The 20416-nt window shown below is 64.8% G+C and carries 18 protein-coding genes; 9 read left to right on the top strand and 9 right to left on the bottom strand.

The genetic code is table 11. The features are described 5' to 3' along the window. Positions 1–337: 337 nt before the first annotated feature. The 5 genes from ACA027_RS11450 (at position 338) to gloA (ending at position 5702) form a co-directional block, all read left to right on the top strand. Positions 338–1768, top strand: a complete 1431-nt coding sequence (locus tag ACA027_RS11450) for a TolC family protein (RefSeq protein ID WP_370678363.1) — start codon at positions 338–340, stop codon at positions 1766–1768. Continuing rightward, positions 1765–2817: an HlyD family secretion protein gene (locus ACA027_RS11445; RefSeq protein ID WP_370678362.1), complete on the top strand. Its 1053-nt coding sequence runs from the start codon at positions 1765–1767 to the stop codon at positions 2815–2817. Before ACA027_RS11450 ends, ACA027_RS11445 begins: the two co-directional genes overlap by 4 nt. Further along, positions 2814–4001 carry an ABC transporter permease gene (locus ACA027_RS11440; protein ID WP_370678361.1) on the top strand — a complete coding sequence of 396 codons (1188 nt, stop codon included), beginning with the start codon at positions 2814–2816 and terminating at the stop codon, positions 3999–4001. The genes ACA027_RS11445 and ACA027_RS11440 overlap by 4 nt, the downstream gene beginning before the upstream one ends. A 2-nt stretch (positions 4002–4003) precedes the next feature. Continuing rightward, positions 4004–5143, top strand: a complete 1140-nt coding sequence (locus tag ACA027_RS11435) for an ABC transporter permease (protein WP_370678360.1) — start codon at positions 4004–4006, stop codon at positions 5141–5143. 115 nt (positions 5144–5258) lie between these two features. Continuing rightward, entirely contained in the window at positions 5259–5702 is a 444-nt protein-coding gene (gloA, locus tag ACA027_RS11430; RefSeq protein ID WP_370682567.1) for a lactoylglutathione lyase, read from the top strand. Positions 5703–5784: 82 nt separating this feature from the next. On the opposite strand, the gene ACA027_RS11425 is transcribed toward gloA, so the two are convergent. The 7 genes from ACA027_RS11425 to ACA027_RS11395 all read right to left on the bottom strand — a co-directional run bounded on the left by ACA027_RS11425 (position 5785) and on the right by ACA027_RS11395 (position 13533). Next, positions 5785–6588: a PhzF family phenazine biosynthesis protein gene (locus tag ACA027_RS11425; protein ID WP_370678359.1), complete on the bottom strand. Its 804-nt coding sequence runs from the start codon at positions 6586–6588 to the stop codon at positions 5785–5787. A gap of 280 nt (positions 6589–6868) precedes the next feature. Beyond that, entirely contained in the window at positions 6869–7420 is a 552-nt protein-coding gene (locus tag ACA027_RS11420) for an OmpA family protein (protein WP_370678358.1), read from the bottom strand. A gap of 186 nt (positions 7421–7606) precedes the next feature. After that, a complete protein-coding gene (locus ACA027_RS11415; RefSeq protein WP_370678357.1) occupies positions 7607–8275 on the bottom strand; it encodes a LysE family translocator in 669 nt (222 codons plus the stop codon). 1279 nt (positions 8276–9554) lie between these two features. Next, on the bottom strand, positions 9555–10292 hold the full coding sequence (gene phbB, locus ACA027_RS11410; protein WP_370678356.1) for an acetoacetyl-CoA reductase: 738 nt from the start codon (positions 10290–10292) through the stop codon (positions 9555–9557). Next, entirely contained in the window at positions 10289–10501 is a 213-nt protein-coding gene (locus ACA027_RS11405) for a hypothetical protein (protein WP_370678355.1), read from the bottom strand. The genes phbB and ACA027_RS11405 overlap by 4 nt, the downstream gene beginning before the upstream one ends. 24 nt (positions 10502–10525) lie before the next feature. After that, positions 10526–11704: an acetyl-CoA C-acetyltransferase gene (locus tag ACA027_RS11400; RefSeq protein WP_370678354.1), complete on the bottom strand. Its 1179-nt coding sequence runs from the start codon at positions 11702–11704 to the stop codon at positions 10526–10528. 125 nt (positions 11705–11829) lie between these two features. Then, the gene (locus ACA027_RS11395; protein WP_370678353.1) at positions 11830–13533 is read right to left on the bottom strand and encodes a PHA/PHB synthase family protein; all 1704 of its coding nucleotides are present in this window, start codon (positions 13531–13533) and stop codon (positions 11830–11832) included. 175 nt (positions 13534–13708) lie between these two features. Here ACA027_RS11395 and ACA027_RS11390 point away from each other — a divergent pair, with 175 nt between their 5' ends. Beyond that, positions 13709–13987 carry a hypothetical protein gene (locus ACA027_RS11390; RefSeq protein WP_370678352.1) on the top strand — a complete coding sequence of 93 codons (279 nt, stop codon included), beginning with the start codon at positions 13709–13711 and terminating at the stop codon, positions 13985–13987. A 4-nt stretch (positions 13988–13991) separates the two neighbouring features. Here the strand turns inward: ACA027_RS11390 and ACA027_RS11385 are convergent, their stop codons facing one another. Continuing rightward, entirely contained in the window at positions 13992–14870 is an 879-nt protein-coding gene (locus ACA027_RS11385) for a polyphenol oxidase family protein (protein ID WP_370682482.1), read from the bottom strand. A 9-nt stretch (positions 14871–14879) separates the two neighbouring features. Next, a complete protein-coding gene (gene maiA / locus ACA027_RS11380) occupies positions 14880–15551 on the bottom strand; it encodes a maleylacetoacetate isomerase (RefSeq protein ID WP_370682566.1) in 672 nt (223 codons plus the stop codon). Between the two features lie 196 nt (positions 15552–15747). Between maiA and ACA027_RS11375 the strand changes: the two genes are divergently transcribed. The 3 genes from ACA027_RS11375 (at position 15748) to ACA027_RS11365 (ending at position 20014) form a co-directional block, all read left to right on the top strand. Beyond that, on the top strand, positions 15748–16449 hold the full coding sequence (locus ACA027_RS11375) for a fumarylacetoacetate hydrolase family protein (protein WP_370682481.1): 702 nt from the start codon (positions 15748–15750) through the stop codon (positions 16447–16449). 118 nt (positions 16450–16567) lie between these two features. Next, on the top strand, positions 16568–17128 hold the full coding sequence (locus ACA027_RS11370) for an NUDIX hydrolase (RefSeq protein ID WP_370682480.1): 561 nt from the start codon (positions 16568–16570) through the stop codon (positions 17126–17128). Positions 17129–17317: 189 nt separating this feature from the next. Further along, on the top strand, positions 17318–20014 hold the full coding sequence (locus ACA027_RS11365; protein WP_370682479.1) for a chemotaxis protein CheW: 2697 nt from the start codon (positions 17318–17320) through the stop codon (positions 20012–20014). The last annotated feature ends 402 nt before the right edge of the window (positions 20015–20416 follow it).

Here is a 20416-nt window from a genome sequence, read left to right as displayed (position 1 = left end):
TCACATGACAACGCTCAATTACCGTTTCGCAATGAAGATGTGAAGTGCTTCCACAGCAGAAACACCTGAAGCAGGCCGCGCCACCCTACCCGGGTGCTGCGGCTTGTTTGTTTGTCTGTGCGTTTTCTTGGTTATTTCAAACCGTTGGTCGCGACAGCGCACAATGCAACACAAAATACACGCCTTAGAACATCCATCGGAACATGTTCTCAGACTCCCAGGGTGGCGCCGCGTATGCCCAAGCCGTCGATGAAGGTCCGCCGGGCTGGTGCAGCTCCATCGCTTCGGTGCACAGGCCTTGTCGCTACCTTTTTGTGAAGCCTATCGCCTTGTCTCCATGCCCTTGAGCTCCTTGTCGCACCACGCTCCACCCCATGGCCCACTTGCCTGGCCGCGCTACGGCTTGGTCGTCGCCAGCATGTTGCTGGCCTGCAGCGCAGGGGCGCAGACGGCCGCCAACGGCACCCGCATGAGTTTTGCCCAGGCCCAGGCCGCTTTCCTGGAGCGCTCGGAGCAACTGGCCGCCTCGCGCAAGGCCGTGGACAGCGCCAAGCTGCGCCGCGAAGGCATGGAGGGGCTGGGTGGCCCGTCCTTGGCGGTGACGGGCATGGGCTATCGCTATTCGGCCAATGTCGATGTGAATCTGGGCGGGGGGCTTCCGATTCCGCTTCCCCTGCCGGTCCCGCAGCTCAACCTGCCCTCCAACTACGATTTGCAGCGCAAGAACAATGTGGGCTCGGCCAATCTGTCGGCGCTTTGGCCCGTCTATATGGGCGGCCTGTCCAACGCCGTGCGCCAGCAGCTCGATGGCATGTCCGATGAAGCCGTGGCCGACGCCGCGGCCAGCGGCAATCAGCTGCATTCCCTGTTGGTGCAGCGCTACTTCGGCGCCCAGCTGGCGGCCCGCGCCGCAGCCTTGCGCCAGCGGGCCCTGACCGGCGTGCGTGCCCATGACGACGCGGCCCAGCGCATGCTCAAAGCCGGCGTGATCGCCCAGGTGGAACGGCTGCAGGCCAGCGCCGCCCTGGCCGATGCCCAGCAGCAAGCCCTCAAGGCCGATGACGATGCCCACCTGGCCCACAACGCCCTGGCGCGTACCGTGCATGCGGCCGCCGGCGTACAGCCCAGCTCGGCACTGTTTGTCAGCAGCCAGCCTCTGCCACCGCTGCAGCAGTTTCTGGATGCCGCCCTGCTGCAGCACCCGGGCCTGGGCAAGGTCGCCGCCAAAAAGCGCCAGGCCGAGGCTATGCATGATGCCTCCGAGGCACTGCGCAAACCCCAGGTGCTGGCCTTTGGCATGCGCGAGGTCAACACCAGCAGCAAGCCCAACTGGGTGGCCGGCGTGGCCGTGCGCTGGACGCTGTGGGACAGCATAGACCGCGACAAACTGGCTGCCGCAGGCCAGCGCAGCATCGAGCAGGCCGAGCTGACCGATGCCCAGGTCCGCTCCGACATCGCCCTGCTGGTGGAAAAAAACTGGCTGGCCGTGGAGCAGGCCCGCACCCAATACCTGGCCGGCCAGGCCCAGGAAAACCTGGCGCGCGAGCTGCTGCGCCTGCGCACCGCCGGCCTCAAGGAAGGCAGCAGCACCACGCTGGACTTGATTGATACCCAGCTGAATTTGGCCAAGGTGCAGACCGAACGCGCCGCCGCCGCCAACCAATATGTGCAGGCCCTGGCCGCCTTGCTGGAGAGCACCGGCCAGACCGATGACTTTGCCCAGTACATGGCCCGTGCCGACATCCTCATTCCTGCAGACGCTCCATGACCGAACCCACCCAAGCACCGACCTCTGCCACGCCCGCGCCTGTCCCCCCGCGCGCCCCCGCGCCGCGCAAGCCCCTGCCGCTGCTGGTGGCTGGCGCCGCAGCAGTAGCGGTGCTGCTCTTCATCCTCTGGGGTTTCTGGAAAGCGGCCCAGCCGCCAGCCCCTTATTTCCAGGGGCAGATGGAAGCCCAGGAAGCCGATATCGCCCCCAAGGTCACGGCCCGCATCAGCAAGCTGCTGGTCACCGAGGGCCAGAAAATCCAGGCCGGTGATCTGCTGCTGGAAATGGACAGCCCCGAGGTGCAGGCCAAGCTGGCCCAGGCCCAGGCCGCCAAGGACGCGGCCCAGGCCGTGGCCGACAAGGCCAACCGTGGCGCCCGCCCCCAGGAAGTGGAAATGGCCCGCCTGAACTGGCAGCGTGCCCAGGCGGCTGCGGAGCTGGCCAAGACCTCGTATGACCGCGTGCAAAGCCTGTTCAACCAGGGACTGGTGGCGGCGCAAAAACGGGACGAGGCCCATACCAACTGGCGCGCCTCCACCGCAGCCGCCCAGGCGGCCCAGGCTCAGTACGACATGGCCGCCAGCGGCGCCCGGGTGGAAGACAAATCGGCCGCGGCTGCCCAGGCCCGCCAGGTGGATGGCGTGATCGCCGAGGTCAAAGCGGCCGAGGCCGAAACCCAGCTGCGCAGCCCGGTCGCAGGCGAAGTGAGCAATGTGCTGGCCAAAGTGGGCGAGCTCTCGCCCCAGGGCGTGAGCGTGGTCACCGTGGTCGATCTGAACGACCAATGGGTGGTGCTGAATGTGCGCGAAGACTTTTTGCAGCGCTTTGCCGTGGGCAGCAAGTTCAGCGGCCAGTTGCCGGCCCTGGGCCAGCGCAGCGCTGAATTCACCGTGTACTACGTGGGCGTGCTGCCGGACTTTGCCACCTGGCGCGCCACGCGCGGCAGCCAGGGTTTTGATGCCCGCACCTTTGAGGTGCGTGCCCGCCCGGCCCAGCCCATTGAAGGCGCACGCCCCGGCATGAGCGTGATTGTGGAAGGCGGCGCGTGAGCGCATTCGGCCGCAGCCTGCGCCGTGAATGGGGGCTGTTGGTGAGCCGCCCCTGGGACATGGCCATGGTCAGCTGGGTGCCGCTGCTGGCCATGGCCATGCTGTGCTGGGTGTTTGCCGCCGGCCAGCCCTATGGCCTGCCGATTGCGGTATGGAATGAGGACCACAGCACCCTGTCGCACCAGCTGGAGCGCATGCTGCAGGCCACGCCTGGGCTGTCGGTGCAGCGCCATGTGCTCAACGCCCATGAGGCCGAAGAGGCGCTGCAGCGCACCGATGTCTACGGCGTGGTGCATATCCCGCCGGACTTTGCCCGCGATGTGAAGCGCGGCACGGCGGCCACCGTCACCTTGCTGCACAACGCCCAGCTGGCCACCCATTCCAGCCTGCTGCAGCGCGATCTGAAGCAGGTGGTGGGCACGCTGTCAGCCGGTGTGGAAATGCAGGCACGCGCCAAGCGCGGCGATCCGCACCAAGCGCTGCAGGTACGCATGGAACCCATCAAGACTCAGCTGGTGGCGCTGTTCAATGTGTCCACCAATTACGAGGCCTTTCTGGCCGCGGCGCTGATCCCGGCGCTGCTGCATATTCTGGCCATGACGGCAGGCGCCTGGTCTGTGGGCCGCGAGCTGCGCGACCGCACGCTGGGGCAGTGGCTGCAGGCCAATGGCGTGGAAAAGCCCGGCCTGCTGCAGGTGGCCGGGGCTTTATCGGCCAAGTTGCTGCCCCCTGCGGTGATGCTGTGGGCCAGCACCATGGTCTGCCTGGTGTATCTGTCACAGCTGCGCGGCTGGGCCGTGGCGGGCAGCCTGGCCTGGATGGCCGTGGGCCTGGCGGCGCTGACCGTGCTCAGCCTGGCCCTTGGCGCGGCGCTGGCGGCTGTCACCCTGTCGCTGCGCACGGCCTTGTCGGGCGCGGGTCTGCTGTCGGCGCCGGCCTTTGCCTTCAGCGGCGTGGGCTTTCCGCTGCTGGCCATGACGCCAGCGGCCAGCGGCTGGGCGCTGTCCATGCCCTATACCCATTACGCCCGCCTGCAGCTGCAGCAGTGGCAGATGGGCGCGCCCGTGGCCCAAACCCTGCCCGTGGTCTGCGGCCTGCTGCTGGCCACGCTGGTGCTGTTGGCGCTGTCCAGCGCCGGCCTATTGCGTGGCCTGGCACACCCCGAGAAATGGGGCGGTCGATGAATATGCCCACATCCCCTGGTTTCTGGCAGCTGTGGCGGGACAGCCTTTTGAGCCTGCTGCGCGACAAGGGCGCCGTGCTGCTGCTGTGCGGCGCGCCGCTGCTGTATGGCTTTTTCTACCCCTGGTTCTACGGCCTGCAGGTGGTGCAACGCGTGCCCGTGGCCGTGGTGGTGCAAGACAACTCCAACCTGGCGCGGCAAATGCTGCGCTTTGCCCAGGCCAGCCCGCGCATAGACCCGCAATTGGTCACCGGCGACGAGGGCGAGGCCCGCGAGGCCTTGCTGCGCGGCGAGGTCATGGGCTATGCCCTGCTGCCCCGCGACCTCAAGCGCGAGGTGGTACGCAGCAGCTCTGTGGTGGTGCCGGTTTATGCCAATGGCGCTTATCCGCTGGTGAGCAAACAGGTGCAGTACGGCTTTGCAGAGGCCTTTGGCACGGTGTCCGCCGGCATTGAGATCAAGCGGCTTTCGGCCGGCGGCCAGAGCGCGCTGCAGGCCGCCAGCAGCCGCTCGCCCGTCAACGCCCAGGCGATTGCGCTGTTCAACCCCACCGAGGGCTATGGCAGCTTTGTCGTGGCCGCCGTGGCGATTCTCATCCTGCAGCAAACCCTGTTGATGGGCGCGGCACTGACGGTGGGCACCTGGCGCGAGCAAGGCCTGGCCCATGCCAGCGCCACCCACTGGCTGGCGCGGCTCTGTGCATTCTGCGTGCCAGGCTGGCTGGCCGGATTGCTGTACTTTGGCTGGATCTTCATCTGGCAAGACTACCCACGCGGCGGCAATCCCGCTGGTGCCCTGCTGCTGCTGGTCTGTTTTGTGCCCGCTGTGGCTGGCTGCGCCGCCTTGCTGGGCTGGTGGCTGGCCAACCGCGAACGCGCCCTGCAGGTGGTGTTGTTCACCTCCATCCCGCTGGCCTTTGTGGGTGGCTTTACCTGGCCGGTGGAGGCCCTGCCCCAGTTGCTGCAATGGCTGCGCTGGCTCTCGCCCAGCACGGCAGGCATACAGGCCTCGCTGCGGCTGAACCAAATCGGTGCGCCGCTGGATGCCGCCCTGCCCCATATGGCCTGGCTGGCCTGCATCGCCTTGCTCACCTGGGCCTGCGTGCTGTGGCTGGGAACGCGGCAGCCGCAAAAATCCACATAAAAACGGCCTCTAGCGCTTTCTGCATCAGCATGAACAGCTATCAACTTCATAGATATTGTTAGTGTGTGCTTTCAGGCGAGGGGCTGTGCTTGAAGGCACAATGGGCGGCATGACTATGCGATTCCTCCACACGATGCTGCGCGTGGGCAACCTCCAGCGCTCGATTGATTTCTACACCCAGGTGATGGGCATGCAGCTGCTGCGCACCTCGGAAAACTCCGAATACAAGTACTCGCTGGCCTTTCTGGGCTTTGAGGGCGGCAACCCCGCCCAGGCCGAGATCGAGCTGACCTACAACTGGGGCACCGAAAGCTACGACATGGGCACGGCCTACGGCCATATCGCCCTGGGCGTGCCCGATGCCTATGCAGCCTGCGAAAAAATCAAGGCTGCCGGCGGCGCTGTCACCCGCGAGGCCGGCCCCGTCAAGGGCGGCAGCACGGTGATCGCTTTTGTGACGGATCCGGATGGCTACAAGATCGAATTGATACAAGAGAATTCAAGGGCTTATAAGACAGGCCCCCAAGACGCCTCCACTGACGCACTGCGGAACGCGTAAACGAAAAATAATCCCCGACACCATCCAAGGTGCCGGGGATTTTTCTTTGGCGCTGCGTGCTCGGCACAAAGCCTGCTGCCGGCTAAATCGTGATGCAGCCGCTCAGATAGCGGGCGCAGTGGCCCGCCACCTCCACGCTCGATGCCGTCACCTCGCAAAACAGCGTGCCCGTGCGCCGTGATGCCTGGTGTGCCACCAGGCTGTTCTTGCCCAGTCGGCCGGCCCAGTAAGGTGCCAGCGCCGCATGGATGGAACCGGTGACCGGGTCCTCATCGCCGCCATTGGCTGGCCAGAAATAGCGGCTGACAAAGTCATAGGCCGCACCGGCATTCGCAGCCGCCGTCACCACCACATCGAGCGGCCCCAGCGATTGAAGGCGTTCAAGATCAGGCTGGACCGCGCGCACCTGCGCTTCCGATGCGTAAACGGCCACATAGGCCTGCTGGTTCACGAGATAGGCCGATGGGGCCGGGCTGAGGCCCTCGCGCAGTGCGGCCGGCGGCTCCGCCACGGGCTGTGCGTCACGGCGGGGGAAGCTCATGCGGATGCGTCCACCGTCCTCCAGCGTGACGGAGACCTTGCCCACGGCAGCGGCCCAGAACGTGAGGCTGCGAAGGGCCGGGGCAGATTCAAAAAGCACAAACGCGCTGGCCAACGTGGCATGGCCGCAGAAATCGATTTCTTTCAACGGCGAGAACCAGCGGATCTCATAGGCATCGCGGTCGGCGCTCCAGACCAGGAATGCCGTCTCGGACAGGTTGTTCTCTGCCGCAATGGCCTGCAGCGCAGGGGCAGGCAGCCATGCGTCCAGGGGGATCACGGCGGCCTGGTTGCCCTTGAACCGCTCTGCGGTGAATGCGTCAATGATGTGGATGGGGAGTTGCATGGCACACAGGGCTTGTTGGCCGTTTTTTGGGGGTGTTGGGGCGAGGGGCCGGCCCCCATTCCTGGGGCGCGAGACAGCGAATTCTACGGACCCACCGCCCGCCGCACCTGGTACAGATGGGCCACACAAGCGCCATACAGATGGCGCCCACCATCGTCCCCAAACCCCGCCATCAAAAAAGCCCGCTTCCCAAGCCCGTAGTGATGGGCTTGGGAAGCGGGCTTGCCGGCCTTCATCTGCTTGCGCAGTGAAGGGCCTGCGCTGGCGCAGCGCTTTGGGCTTATTCGATCACGGCCACTTCCACGCGGCGGGCTTCGGCATTGCTGCCGTCGGCCAGGGTCTGCTCGGGCTTGCGCAGCTCGATATTGGCCGTGCTGACACCCAGGGCAACGATGGCGTCGCGCACGGCAAAGGCGCGGCGCTTGGCCAGTTCCGCATTCAGGGCGGCATCGCCCGTGCCGTCGTGAAAGCCCGCCACCGACAGCTTTTTGCCGCGCTGGTTGGCAATGCGCACAGCGTCGGCCAGCGCATCATCGGCACCGGCTGCCAGCTCTGCACTGCCCGTGGCAAAGTAGAACTTGACCACGCCCTGCTCCACACGGATGTAGGCGCCTTCGCCCTCTTCAACGGCGCCCGCTGCCAAAGCCGGCGGAACCCCTTGGTTCGCCACAGCAGGATCGAGCACAACCGGGATGCTGGCCGCTGGGGCCTTGCCGCCCTGGGCCACCGAGCGGTACACCACCCCACCCACCACGGTGCTGACCACCAGGGTCACGAGGGCAAAAATAAGGCCAAGAGCCAAGCGCTGCTGGCTGTCATCGTCCGATGTCATGTCGAAATTCTCCAGAGATATGTTGTGTGATGTTGCATGTCGGCCGTCCCTCTCTTGCTTGCAGAGGCCAACCCAGCCTGGTGCGCGACAAGACTGGCGGGGCACATTCTAGAGTCAGTATGTATCTGGCCTGTGTGATGTACTTTGCCGCCGCTGTGCCATTGCAACGCTGAGGCTGCGCTGGCCTCAGCGGTTGGACGCGGCCAGGACACCACCGGCCGCAATGAAGGCACCACCGGTGACGCGATGAAACCAACGGGCCGCAGCACCATGCTGCAAGCGGGCCAGCAATGTGGCGCCGCACAATCCGTAGGCAAACATGATGCTGCCATCCAGCACCAGCCAGGTCAGTCCTAGCACACCCAACTGCCCGGCAACCGGGGCGCTGGCATCCAGGAACTGCGGGAAAAGCGCACTGAAAAACAACAAATCCTTGGGATTGCCAATGCCCACCACAAAGCCCTTGCGATACAGCGGCCCCCAGGTGCGCCACATGGACAGGCCGCTCTCCTCTTTGGGCTGCTGCGCGTCGTCCGCGGCTGCGGCAGGAGCACTGCCCGCAGCCTCACCTCCCTGGTTGCGCCAGGTGCTGATTCCCAGGTACAGCAGGTAGGCAGCGCCCGCCCATTTGATGGCGTGAAACAGCGTATCCGAAGCGGCAATCACCGCGCCCAGACCCAGGGCGGACAGCCCCATCAGCGTCATCGATGCCGTTATGCCCCCAACAATGGTGGCCAGCACCGGCCGCACACCGTAACGGGCCGCATGCGTGGCGCACAGCAGCGCCGAAGGCCCAGGCGAAGCAATCACCACGCCCGCCAAAGAGACATACAACAGCCATGTGTGCAAAGACATAAGCCCTCCGGCAGCCAGCAAACCAGACATTGTAGGGAACGGCCATTGGCATGCGTCTCAGGATGTTTTTCTTCTGGCACCGATTTTTTTGTGCAGCCCTGTCAACCGCCCTGTGCGCCGCCGCGTTGTAGATGCACAAGGAGAAAACCTATCATGTTGCACACCGCCATCTTGTCCGCCTGGCCCAACGACGACCGCGATCGCAAGCGTAGCCCGGCCCGCCTGTAAGCGCCCCGTGCGCGGGCTGCCGGCCTGCCACTGCGTAAACCCTGCTTTATAGAGCCAGCGCCCAGCGCCGCTCTGAACCTTCTGCCCCAAAGCCCGCTGCGTGCGGGCTTTTTGCTGTTCTTGCTCGGCACTTTCGTAGCAAGCCTGAAACAAAGGTGGATTCCCTGGCATTTCTCCGTTTTACCGACCACGCGCCTGTCAACCGCAGGTATTTCTGCCGCGTTATGTCAGTACACAAGGAGTGAATTTGTATGAACACCACCGCCATCTTGTCCGCCTGGCCTGACGACGAACGCGACCGCAAGCGCAGCCCCGCTCGCCTGTAAACAGGCGTCGGCAGTGCGGCCATGTGCACCGCACCCCGAACTGACAAGTACCCGCCTTTTCGCGCAGCTTGCACACGCACAGCGCCGCTGCCCCGTACGGATTACCAGGACTGCCAGACATGCCAGTCCACATCTCCCCGGTGATGCATCCAATGGCCTTCACCACATTGCCAATCAGCCCGCCTCGGCGGGCTTTTTGCTTTCCATGGCTGGCGGCAGACCGGACATGAAACAGATACAAATCTGAACTTTTCACGCAAATCTTTGCAGCACGCCCAGTCAACGATGTCTTTTGGCGCGGCGTTATAGAAGTACAAGGAGTGAAAACTACATGCAACTTTCCACAACACTGTCCGCCTGGCCTGAAGACGAACGTGACCGCAAGCGTGCCCCGGCACGCCTGTAGTCTGGTTGCTGGTCCTGTGGCCCACATGATGCTTCGGCACTGTCCATCCTGCCTTCCGGCGTGGCACTGATACCGAGCACAGATTGCGCCGTCCACGACGTTGTTCCACCCCATGAAAGCCCACCTCGGTGGGCTTTCTCGTTTCTCCGCCGAGTGCGCCCTTTCCGCTTTTGCGGCAGGGGGCCGATGCCGCGAAAACCTCTGGGGGCCATGCAGGTATGCACTGCATGCACAGGCATAAAAAAAGGAGCTGGATATCCAGCTCCTTTGCGCCTTGCGAGGGGAAAGGCTTGCGCCCTCACACCTCCACTACCAGGCTTTAGTGCATGTGCAGACCGCCGTTGACCGAGAAGTCAGCGCCGGTGGAGTAACCACCTTCGTCCGACGCCAGCCAGGCGATGATGGAGGCGATTTCACCCGGCTCGCCCAGGCGTTTGACGGGGATGGTGCCCACAATCTTTTCCAGCACGTCAGCGCGGATGGCCTTGACCATGTCGGTGCCGATGTAGCCGGGGCTGACGGTGTTCACGGTCACGCCCTTGGTGGCCAGTTCCTGGGCCAGGGCCATGGTGAAGCCGTGCATGCCCGCCTTGGCCGCCGAGTAATTGGTCTGGCCGGCCTGGCCCTTGGCACCGTTCACCGAGCTGATGTTGACGATGCGACCCCAGCCCTTTTCCACCATGTCACCCACGACCTGTTTGGTCACGTTGAACATGGAGTTCAGGTTCGTTTCGATCACGGCTTGCCAGTCATCCGGCGTCATCTTCAGGAACATGCGGTCCCGTGTGATGCCTGCGTTGTTCACCAGCACGTCGATGCTGCCATATTCGGCCTTGGCCTTGGCAAAGGCTTCGACGGTGGACTCCCAATTGCCCACATTGCCCACGGATGCGTAAAAGCTGTAGCCCAGGGCCTTTTGTTCGTCCAGCCATTTCTGGAAGTCGCGTGTGGGCCCGCAGCCCGCAATGACCTTGAAACCTTCACGATGCAGACGCTGGCAGATCGCCGTACCAATTCCGCCCATGCCCCCGGTCACATACGCTACTTTCTGGTTCATGAAATCTCTCCTGTTGATCGATAGTTTTCTACTAACACTCTACCTGCAATTTTCCAGAGAAAGCTTGAGGTAAGTACCAATCGCGGCTTTTTTATTGACTTTTGCGCTATCAACACAAGAGCAGCAGCTGTCAATGCCAGCGCATGGCATGCACCGGCAGCCATGCTGCGATGCACCTGCTGCGCTGGCAGCACGAAGTGGCCTGGCATGCAGGCCGCTTCGTGCCATGCGCCTCAGCGTTCCAGTGCCATGGCAACGCCCATGCCGCCGCCAATGCACAGCGCGGCCACGCCCTTTTTGGCGCCGCTGCGCTGCATTTCATGCAGCAGGGTCACCAGCACGCGGCAGCCGGAAGCGCCAATGGGGTGGCCAATGGCAATCGCACCGCCATTGACGTTGACCTTGCCGGCGTCAATGCCCAGCACCTTGTTGACGGCGCAGGCTTGGGCAGCAAAGGCCTCGTTCAGCTCGAACAGATCCACATCACCCACGGACCAGCCAGCGCGGTCCAGCGCCTTGCGGGTGGCAAACACCGGGCCCATGCCCATGGTGGCGGGATCCAGGCCGCTGGTGGCATAGCCCTTGATGGTGGCCAGGGGCTTCAGGCCCAGGGCCTTGGCCTTGCTGGCGCTCATCACTACCACGGCGGCCGCGCCGTCATTGATGCCGGAGGCATTGCCCGCCGTCACGGTGCCGGCCTTGTCGAAGGCGGGGCGCAGGCCACCCAGCGCATCGGCATTGGTCTTGCGGTTGATGTATTCATCGGCAGCAAACACCACGGGATCGCCCTTGCGCTGGGGGATGACCACGGGAACGATTTCGTCCTTGAACTTGCCTGCGTCCTGCGCTGCGGCCGCCTTTTGCTGGCTGCCCAGTGCCAGCGTGTCCTGCTGCTCGCGGCTGATGGCGTTTTCCTTGGCCACGTTCTCGGCGGTGATGCCCATGTGGTATTGGTTGTACACATCCCACAGGCCGTCAACGACCATGGTGTCGGTCATCTTCCAGTCGCCCATGCGCTGGCCGTCACGCGAGCCGTTGAGCACATGGGGCGACAGGCTCATGTTTTCCTGGCCGCCGGCCACCACCACTTCGCTGTCGCCCGTGGCCACGGCCTGGGCTGCCAGCATTACGGCCTTCAGGCCGGAGCCGCACACGGCGTTGATGGTCAGCGCCGGGGTTTCCTTGGCCACGCCAGCCTTCATCATGGCCTGGCGGGCAGGGTTCTGGCCCACGCCAGCGGTCAGCACCTGGCCCATGATGACTTCACCCACCTGGTCCAGACCCACCTGGGCACGCGACAGCGCTTCCTTGATCACGATGGCACCCAGTTCGGTCGCGGGCACCTTGGCCAGCGAGCCCCCAAACTTGCCCACGGGAGTGCGGACGGCGGAAACGATGACGATGTCTTCCATGATGTTCCTTTTGCGTATTCACTTGGTCAGGGATATGTGCCAAAGCCAACAAGCACATGGCGTGCCGGCTTCATATTGCACCGCAGCATTCTGCCCCGGTTTCACGGGACAAAACACAGGGAAACTCAGGCTTTTTGCTGCACGTAGCTGCCGGGCGCTGCCTGCAGTTGCTGGTACTTTGTACCTTTGCCGTAGCGCTTGGGCGCGGCCACCTGCTTGCCTGCATGGCCCTTGAGCCAGTCGGCCCAATCGGTCCACCAGCTGCCGGGCAGCTCTTCGGCGTCTTCCAGCCATTGCGACAAGGTGGGTGGCAGCGCGCCATCCTCGCGCAGCCAGTGGCTGCGCTTGTTCTTGGCGGGAGGGTTGATCACGCCAGCGATATGGCCCGAAGCCCCCATCACAAAGCGCTTGGGGCCAGGCAACAGCTGGGTGGATGCATATGACGCGTCGATGGGCACGATGTGGTCCTCGCGCGAGCCATAGACATAGACCGGCAGATCCAGCAGGCGCAGATCGATCTGTTCGCCACACACGGTCAGCTTGCCGGGCTTCACCAGATTGTTTTCCAGGTAGAAATTGCGCAGATACCAAGCATACCAGGGGCCGGGCAGATTGGTGCTGTCGCTGTTCCAGTACAGCAGGTCAAAGGCCGGCGGGGTTTCGCCCTTCAGGTAGTTGCCCACCACATAGTTCCAGACCAGATCGTTGGGGCGCAAAAAGCTGAAGGTCGAGGCCAGTTCCTGGCCTGCCAGCAGACCGCCCTGCCCCATCTGCATCTCGCGGTATTTGACGAAGTTTTCGTCGATGAACACATCCAGAATGCCGGTGTCCTGGAAGTCGATCAGCGTGGTCAAAAAGGTGGCGCTGGCTGCGGGGTACTCACCGCGTGCAGCCAGCACGGCCAGGCCGGTGGCCAGCATGGTGCCGCCCACGCAAAAGCCCAGGGCGTTGATCTGCTCGACGCCTGCAATCTCCTGCACCACGGCAATGGCGCGAAGAATCGCTTCCTCGATGTAGTTGTCCCAGGTGCGATCGCCCATGGACGCATCGGGGTTGCGCCAGCTCACCACAAAGGTGCGATGGCCCTGGCTGACGGCATAGCGGATCAGCGAGTTCTCGGGCTGCAGGTCCAGGATGTAGTACTTGTTGATGCAGGGCGGCACCATCAGGAATGGGCGCTCGTGCACCTTGGCCGTCAGCGGCTTGTACTCAATCAGCTGGAAGTATTCGTTCTCATAGACCACGGCGCCTTCGGTGGTGGCCACGTTTTTGCCCACCTCGAACACGCTTTCGTCCGTCATGGACACATGGCCCTGCTGGATGTCGTGCAGCAGGTTTTGCACGCCCTTGGCAATGCTCTCGCCGCGCGTCTCAATGGCTTTTTGCTGGGCATCGGGGTTGAGTGCCATGAAGTTGCTGGGCGACATGGCCGCCACCCACTGCTCCACGGCAAAGCGCACACGCTGACGGGTCTTGGCATCGCCCTGCACGGCCTCGGCCATGCCCATCAAGGCCTTCGCATTGAGCGCATAGGCTGCGGCCGAGAAAGAGGCCAGCGGGTTTTGCTCCCAGGGCGCGGCGCTGAAGCGCTTGTCCTTGGGCACCGGCGCCTTCATGCCGGCGGCCCACAGCGCCGTGGCTTCACGCACATAGTCTTGCTGCACGGACTGGAGTTTGCCCGGCTCGAACTGCACGCCGGGCTGGGCCGCTGCTTTGCTCTGGGAGCCGGGCTCCAACTGCTGAAACGACTGCATGGCCTTGGACCATTGCTCACCGAAAAACTGCTGAAAAGCCTGGGCGCTCTGGCCCCAGATAGGATCGGAATTCATGCCTGCTTTGTCCCCTTGTTGGTATGCGTGCGATCAGCTGCCTATCCATTGTTGCCGAGCCAGACGCCGCTGACAACGCAAGCCGGCGCAGCGGCCCCGTTTGCAAGCATGCTCATTGACGGATATCAAGGGCGGCAAGCACCCTGCCCCCCGCTCTGACCTATGCTTGCCAGCCATGTACCTGATTTTGATTGCCTGGTTCTACGTTGTGCTGATGATGGCCATCGCCGAGGCCACCAACCCAGCCGGCAGCCTGCTGGGCGCCTGCATCACCTTCGCGCTGTATGGCCTGCTGCCCATGGGCATCGTGGCCTACATCCTGGGCACCCCCATGCGCAAGCGCCGGCTGCGGGCCCAGCGCGAGGCCGAACAGCGCGCCTGGGATGCGGCCCAGGCCCAACCAGCGGAACAAGCCGCGACGCCCCCGCCGCCCTCGCAACCGCCCATGTCCTGAGCGCCTAACCCAGCCAGATGCAGGCCGCCATGCGGCCCGTGCTGCCCAGCACTGCTGCATCGCGTCGGTGTGAAAAAAAGCGCGCCGCATCCGTCACCGTGCACCAGCCAGGGCTGCTGTCGTTGCCATAGATGCGGTGGATGCCCAGGGCCTGCAGCCGCAGGCGGGCCAGGCCAGCCAGGTCGGCCCACCATTTGCCCGGCACCGCCCCTGGGGCAAAGCAGGCTTGGGCCGCAGCGCTATCCGCCACAAAGGCCTGGCGCACCTCGTCGCCCACCTCAAACGCCGTGGGGCCTATGCAAGGGCCCAGCCAGGCTTGCACATCGTCCGCGCACCAAGCGGGCATGACTGCCTCATTCGTGGCTGCTTCATTTTTGAGAGCTTTCCGCGCAAGCTGTGCCTGCACATCCGCCTTGAAACGCTCCAACACGGTCTCCAGCACGCCCACACCGCCCTGGCCCGCCAGGCCACGCCAGCCTGCATGGGCCGCCGCCACCACCGGCGCATGGCGGTGGGCCAGCAGCACAGGCAGGCAATCCGCCACCATGATGGTGCAAACCTGGCCGGGCTGGCTGCTGGTACAGGCATCGGCTGCCGTGCCATCGGCCGTGCTGGCGTTCAAGGCCTGCACATCACAGCCATGCACCTGCTGCAAAAACACCGGCCGCGCGCCGGGGCTGCACTGCTGTAGGGCCTCGGCCAGAATGCGGCGGTTGGCCGCCACATCGGCCGGTGCATCGCGCACATGGTCGCCCAGGTTCAGGCTGTCAAAAGGCGGCTGGCTCACGCCGCCCGCGCGGGTGGTGAACAAGGCCTGCACGCCGGGCAGCGGCGGCCAGTCGGGCATGATCCAGGGGTGTGACGCGGCAGAGGACATGGGCATGCTGGCGACTCAGGCCTGCGCATCCGGGCAGGCCGAGGGTTGGGCCGCCTGCACCGCCGGCAAGGCCTGCGCGGCCTCGTAAGCAGCCATGGTGAGGGGCAGGCCATCCAATGGCACGGCAAAGCGCTGGGCATTGAAGACTTGCGGCACCAGGCAGCAGTCGGCCAATGTCAGCTCGCTGCCCCAGCACAGCGTGGAGGGAGCCAGGCCCAGACGCTGGCGCTCGGTGGCCATCAATGCCAAGGCGCGCTCAAAGGCTTCCAGCCCCTGGCGCACCCAGTGGTGATACCACTGGTTTTTTTTGTCATCCGACAGCCCTCCCTGCCTCACCAACCAGCGCAACACCCGCAGATTGTTCAGCGGGTGGATATCGCAGGCCACCTGCTGGGCCAGGCCACGGATGCGCGCCCGCGCCAATGCATCGCCCGGCAGCAAGCTGGGCGTGGGGTGAGCTTCATCCAGGTATTCGATGATGGCCACGGACTGCGACAGCCAGGCCGCACCATCGCCCAGATCCAGCGCCGGCACCAGGCTGTCCCCCACCTGCGCGGCAAAGTCGGGGGCGTTTTGTTCGCCATGCACCAGGTGCACGCTGCGGTAGTCATAAGGCAGGCCCTTGTGTGCCAGGGCGATGCGCACGCGGTAGGAGGCCGAGGAGCGAAAGTAGTTGTAGAGCTGCATGGCCGGCAGCATAGCGCAGCCCATGCGGCTTTTTAGAACGTGTTCAATGCCTCCTCGCGGCGCGCCTGCGTAGAGACTTCGAACACGTTCTTAGGCTGGCCTTCGCGGCGCCGTGGCACACTGCGACTGGGCAGGTCTGCCGCTGCGGCACGCCCTGCCTGTGCCCCGAGACAACACGTTTTTTCCGCTCTTATCCATGTCACAACAGTACGTCCTCCCCCCCGCCCCTGTTGCCAGCCTGCCCGTTGCCGGCTCCGATGCGCGCTTTCCCGTGCACCGCATCTACTGCGTGGGCCGCAATTACGCCGAACACGCCAAGGAAATGGGCTTTACCGGCCGCGAGGCCCCCTTCTTTTTTCTGAAGCCGGCCGACACCGTGCTGCCCGTGGCAGCAGGCCAGACAGCCGACATGCCCTATCCCACGCTGACCGAAAACCTGCACCACGAAATCGAGCTGGTGGTGGCCATTGGCCAGGGCGGCAAGAACATTCCGGTGGAGCAGGCGCTGCAGCATGTCTGGGGTTACGCCGTGGGCCTGGACATGACGCGCCGCGATCTGCAAGGCGAGATGAAGCGCCAGGGCCGCCCCTGGTGCATTGGCAAGGGCTTTGATTTCAGCGCCCCCATTGGCGCCATCACCCCGGCCGCGCAGGCCGGTGATGTGGCCAAGGCCGCCATCTGGCTGCAGGTCAACGGCGCCGATCGCCAGCGTAGCAATCTGGACCAGCTGATCTGGAACATGGCCGAGACCATTGCCATCCTCTCCCAGGCCTGGGAGCTGCAGCCCGGCGACCTGATCATGACCGGCACCCCCGAAGGCGTGGGTGCCGTGGTGCGCGGCGATGTGCTGGAGGGTGGCGTCGAAGGCCTGGCCCCCATCCGCGTGCGCATGGTCTGATCGCCGCAAGGCGCGTGGGCCAAGACGGCCCTGCGCGCCTGCTGAAAAACTCATGTTTTGATAGCTGCTTGTGCGCATCGGTTCTGCGCAAGCAGCTGTTTTTTCGTATATTCGCGGCATGACCTTGCGCCGCCCCATCAAGTTCTGCCGCGAATGCGGCCATGCCGTTGCCTATCGCATTCCCGACGACGGCGACACCCGCGAACGCGCGGTGTGCCCCCAGTGCAGCACCATCCACTACGAAAACCCGCTGAATGTGGTGGGCACCATTCCGGTGATGCCCGATGGCCGCGTGCTGCTGTGCAAGCGCAACATCGAACCCCGCTGGGGCAAGTGGACGTTGCCCGCCGGCTTCATGGAGCTGAACGAAACCACCGCCCAGGGCGCTGCCCGCGAAACCGACGAGGAAGCCGGCGCCCAGATCCGCATGGGCCGATTGTTTTCGCTGGTCAACGTGCCCCATGTGGGCCAGGTGCATTTGTTCTATTGCGCCGAGCTGCTGAGTGCGCAGTTCAACCCCGGCTTTGAAACCATAGAGGCGCGGCTGTTCACCGAGGCCGAGATCCCCTGGGAAGAGCTGGCGTTTCGCACTGTCAGCACCACGCTGCGCCAATGGTTTGACGACCGCCGCCGCGGCGTGATTGACCAGGGCCAGGTGCACTGCATCGACCTGGCATAGCAAAGACCGGCCTGCATCGCTGCCACTACGCCCGCTGCTCGCAGCGGGCTTTTTTTCGTGCGTGTTTTTCGTGCGCATTCCATGCTGACGCCAAGCTGTCTGCGCATTGCAGCCCACCGGCATGGCCACAAGCCAGGCCCGTTTTTTGCACGGTAGCACCACGCCACCACCGCAAAAACCGAGACCGCCATGCACCACAACGCGCCTGCCTCCGCCGCTTCGGCTGTTTCCAGCAGTCTGGACAGCGACGCCTTCATTCCCTATATGCGCAGCGTCACGCGCTGCGAGACGTCGCTGCGGGAGCTGAACCTGATGTGGCGGCTGATCGAGTCGTCCGCCAAGATGAACTGCCCCCAGGAGGCCCACGCCATCCTGCCCATGATGGCCGCCACGCGCGCCGGATTTGAGCAGCTGGAGCAGGAGCTGGTGCAGTCCATGGTGCAGCAGTCCGTCTCCGGCGTGATGGCGGGCCTGGCCACCCAGGCCCAGCATGTGATCGACACCTTGGTGCGCAACCTCTACGAGCGCACGGCCGATGTGGGGTTTCTGGCCACCGACAGCGTGCTGTGCCGCTATGTGGCCGGACTGAGCGACGGCACAGGCGTGCAGGAACGCCTGCGCGCCTATCGCAGCAAGTACAGCGTCTACAACGCCATCATGCTGCTGGACATCAAGGGCCAGGTCATGGCCCAAACCGATGGCGACTCGCCCGTCGAAGGCAGCCAGGACCCGCTGCTGGCGCACAGCCTGGCCAGCACGCGCTATGTGGAGACTTTTCGCGCCACCGACCTTCGCCCGCATCTGCCACAGGCCCTGGTGTACTCCCACCGCCTGCTGCACCCGGTCAGCGGTGTGCCCGTGGGCGTGCTGTGCCTGTGCTTTGATTTCGAGGGCGAGATGCAAAGCATCTTCAGCGCCCGCGCCGCCGGCTTGGCGGGCAAGCACCAGGGCTCTCGCAGCATTGCACTGCTGGTGGATGGCTCAGGCCATGTGCTGGCCAGCAGCGATGCGCACTGGCTCGGCGCCACAACCCCCGTGCCCACCCACCATGACGCCGAACCCCAGCTGCATGTGCACGCAGGCCGCACCTATCTGGTGCAATCCGCCCGCTCGGCCGGCTACCAGGGCTATCCCGGGCCGGCCGGCTGGCAGGGCCAGGTGATGGTGCCTGTGGAGCAGGCCTTCACCGGCCAGGGCCAGCAGTTGCTGGAGCAGCTCGCCCCCCATGTGGCCCAGGGCTTGCTGGCCCATGCCCACCGTTTTTGCCCGCCGCTGCACGCCATCATCACGGCGGCCGACACCATACGCCGCGTGGTCTGGAACGGCCAGGTCATGACCGCAGGCGAGGACAGCGACAGCACCCGGCTGCAAGCCGTGCTGGAGCAGATCGGCGAGACCGGCGCCCGCACCAACGAGGTCTTCGCCCAGTCCATACGCACGCTCTACGACACCGTGCTCAGCGCTGCACTGCGCGACAACGCCCTACTCAGCCGTCTGTTGGTAGACCTGCTGGATCGCAATCTGTATGAGCGTGCCAATGACTGCCGCTGGTGGGCCTTGACGCCGCAGCTGCAAACCTTGCTGGCGGCCGCCAATGCCGGCCAGGCCACCCAGAACCAGGTGCAACAGGGCTGCGCGCTGCTCACTGGCATCCACGACCTCTACACCGTCTACCACCAGATCGTGGTCTACGACCGCAGCGGCCGCATCGTGGCCTCCAGCCTGCGGGCCGAGGTCGAGACGCCCTCCTGCGCCCCCGCCTCCACCGCCGGCCTGCCCGCATTGGCCGGCGACCCACCCCATCCCTTGCTGGGCCTGCAAATCGAAGCCGACACCCTGGCCCAGGTGCGTGCCTTAGCGCACAGCCAGGCCTATCACGTCACGCCTTGGCGGCCCAACGCACTGGATGCCATCCACCCTCCTGGTGCGCCAGGCCGCACACCGCCCCCGACCTATGCCTACCATGCGGCCATCCGCGGGGAAGACGGGCAGATGCTGGGCGGCATAGGCCTGGTGTTCCACGCCGCGCGCGAGCTGCGCGCCATGCTGGACAGCGCGGTCCCTGCCCAGGGCTCAGGTGGCCTGCAAACCCGGGTGTTCTATCTGGACCGCCAAGGCCTGGTAATGGCCTCTACCGATCCGCTGCAGCTGCCCGGCAGCCATATGGCACTGCCGGCCGAGCTGCTGCAAACCCCCAACGGAGAAAGCCGTGCCCGCGCCATGGTGCATGCCGGCCAGTACTGCATCGTGGCCGCCACGGCCAGCAGCGGCTACCGCGAATTCAAGCGCAGCGACGGCTACCGCGATGAGGTGTTGGCCGTCTCCCTCCAAGTCTTTGGCCATGAGCAAGAAGACGCCGTCGCTGCCGTGCGCCGCCGCAGCATCCGCATCCAGTCCGCAGCCCCGTCGCAGCAGGCCCATGAAATGGCAACCTTTTTCGTCGGCTCCCAGTTGATGGCGCTGGACGCGGCCTGCGTGCTCGAAGCCCTGTCCGCATCCGCCATTGCCCCGGTCTCGGCCGGGCGCATGCCCTATTGCGTGGGTACGCTGGCGCGCCACAGCCAGGGCCAGGTCACCGGCTATGTCTGGGTGTTTGATCTGGGGGCGCTGCTGCACGGCCAGGCCAGCACGTTGACGGCACAAAGCCAGGTCATCGTGCTGCAGCATGCGGGGCGCCAGCTGGGCGTACTGGTCAGCGACCTGCAAGGCGTAGCGCGTTTTACGCCAGCGCAAATCATTCCCGCCCCCGCCATGGCCCCCACCCAGCGCCCGCTGCTGGACGCCTTGATCAAGGCCAACGACGGCAGTCTGCTGATCCAGTGCCTGAGCCCCAGCGGTTTGCTGCAGATGCTGCAAGGCCAGGCCCAGGCTATCCATGCAGCCTAGGAAGGCGGGGCCTGCGCGACAGTGCGCTGCGCCCGGCGCACTATTGCCACCTTGCCCAGACCAGACGCCAGGTCTGGGCCTGAAGGCGCGCATCCTCTCAGAACACGCATGGATTCCCATGGCCCGCGCAGGCCTATGCAGTTCCCCCAGGGATCGCGCACCTGGCATATGCCCAAGCCGGACTCGATCGCCAGCGGGCCACGGTATGGGGTGGCACCCAGCGCCAGAAAATGGCTGCGCGCCCTAGCCAGGCAGTCCACCCGCCAGTACACCACCGAGCCCGCAGGGCCGCTGCCCACTTGGTGATCAGCCAGCACAAACTCCAGCTGCACGCCGGCAATGCGCAGGCATTCAAAGTCTGTGCCCGGCGGCCTATGGCGACAGGCCTGATCAAAAGCCCGC

Source organism: Comamonas sp. GB3 AK4-5 (assembly GCF_041320665.1).
In the GTDB taxonomy this organism is placed as follows: domain Bacteria; phylum Pseudomonadota; class Gammaproteobacteria; order Burkholderiales; family Burkholderiaceae_C; genus Comamonas.
Note: the sequence above shows the minus strand (reverse complement) of the source record. Positions and strands in the feature narration are given on the sequence as shown.

Excerpts from the sequence above, each read along its gene's own strand:
- ACA027_RS11445 (WP_370678362.1), top strand. The coding sequence starts at position 1,765 with ATGACCGAACCCACCCAAGCACCGACCTCTGCCACGCCCGCGCCTGTC.
- ACA027_RS11450 (WP_370678363.1), top strand. The coding sequence starts at position 338 with ATGCCCTTGAGCTCCTTGTCGCACCACGCTCCACCCCATGGCCCACTT.
- ACA027_RS11390 (WP_370678352.1), top strand. The coding sequence starts at position 13,709 with ATGTACCTGATTTTGATTGCCTGGTTCTACGTTGTGCTGATGATGGCC.
- gloA (WP_370682567.1), top strand. The coding sequence starts at position 5,259 with ATGCGATTCCTCCACACGATGCTGCGCGTGGGCAACCTCCAGCGCTCG.
- ACA027_RS11370 (WP_370682480.1), top strand. The coding sequence starts at position 16,568 with ATGACCTTGCGCCGCCCCATCAAGTTCTGCCGCGAATGCGGCCATGCC.
- ACA027_RS11435 (WP_370678360.1), top strand. The coding sequence starts at position 4,004 with ATGCCCACATCCCCTGGTTTCTGGCAGCTGTGGCGGGACAGCCTTTTG.
- ACA027_RS11420 (WP_370678358.1), bottom strand. The coding sequence starts at position 7,420 with ATGACATCGGACGATGACAGCCAGCAGCGCTTGGCTCTTGGCCTTATT.
- ACA027_RS11385 (WP_370682482.1), bottom strand. The coding sequence starts at position 14,870 with ATGCCCATGTCCTCTGCCGCGTCACACCCCTGGATCATGCCCGACTGG.
- ACA027_RS11415 (WP_370678357.1), bottom strand. The coding sequence starts at position 8,275 with ATGTCTTTGCACACATGGCTGTTGTATGTCTCTTTGGCGGGCGTGGTG.
- ACA027_RS11395 (WP_370678353.1), bottom strand. The coding sequence starts at position 13,533 with ATGAATTCCGATCCTATCTGGGGCCAGAGCGCCCAGGCTTTTCAGCAG.
- ACA027_RS11425 (WP_370678359.1), bottom strand. The coding sequence starts at position 6,588 with ATGCAACTCCCCATCCACATCATTGACGCATTCACCGCAGAGCGGTTC.
- phbB (WP_370678356.1), bottom strand. The coding sequence starts at position 10,292 with ATGAACCAGAAAGTAGCGTATGTGACCGGGGGCATGGGCGGAATTGGT.
- ACA027_RS11375 (WP_370682481.1), top strand. The coding sequence starts at position 15,748 with ATGTCACAACAGTACGTCCTCCCCCCCGCCCCTGTTGCCAGCCTGCCC.
- ACA027_RS11365 (WP_370682479.1), top strand. The coding sequence starts at position 17,318 with ATGCACCACAACGCGCCTGCCTCCGCCGCTTCGGCTGTTTCCAGCAGT.
- ACA027_RS11400 (WP_370678354.1), bottom strand. The coding sequence starts at position 11,704 with ATGGAAGACATCGTCATCGTTTCCGCCGTCCGCACTCCCGTGGGCAAG.
- maiA (WP_370682566.1), bottom strand. The coding sequence starts at position 15,551 with ATGCAGCTCTACAACTACTTTCGCTCCTCGGCCTCCTACCGCGTGCGC.
- ACA027_RS11405 (WP_370678355.1), bottom strand. The coding sequence starts at position 10,501 with ATGCCAGGCCACTTCGTGCTGCCAGCGCAGCAGGTGCATCGCAGCATG.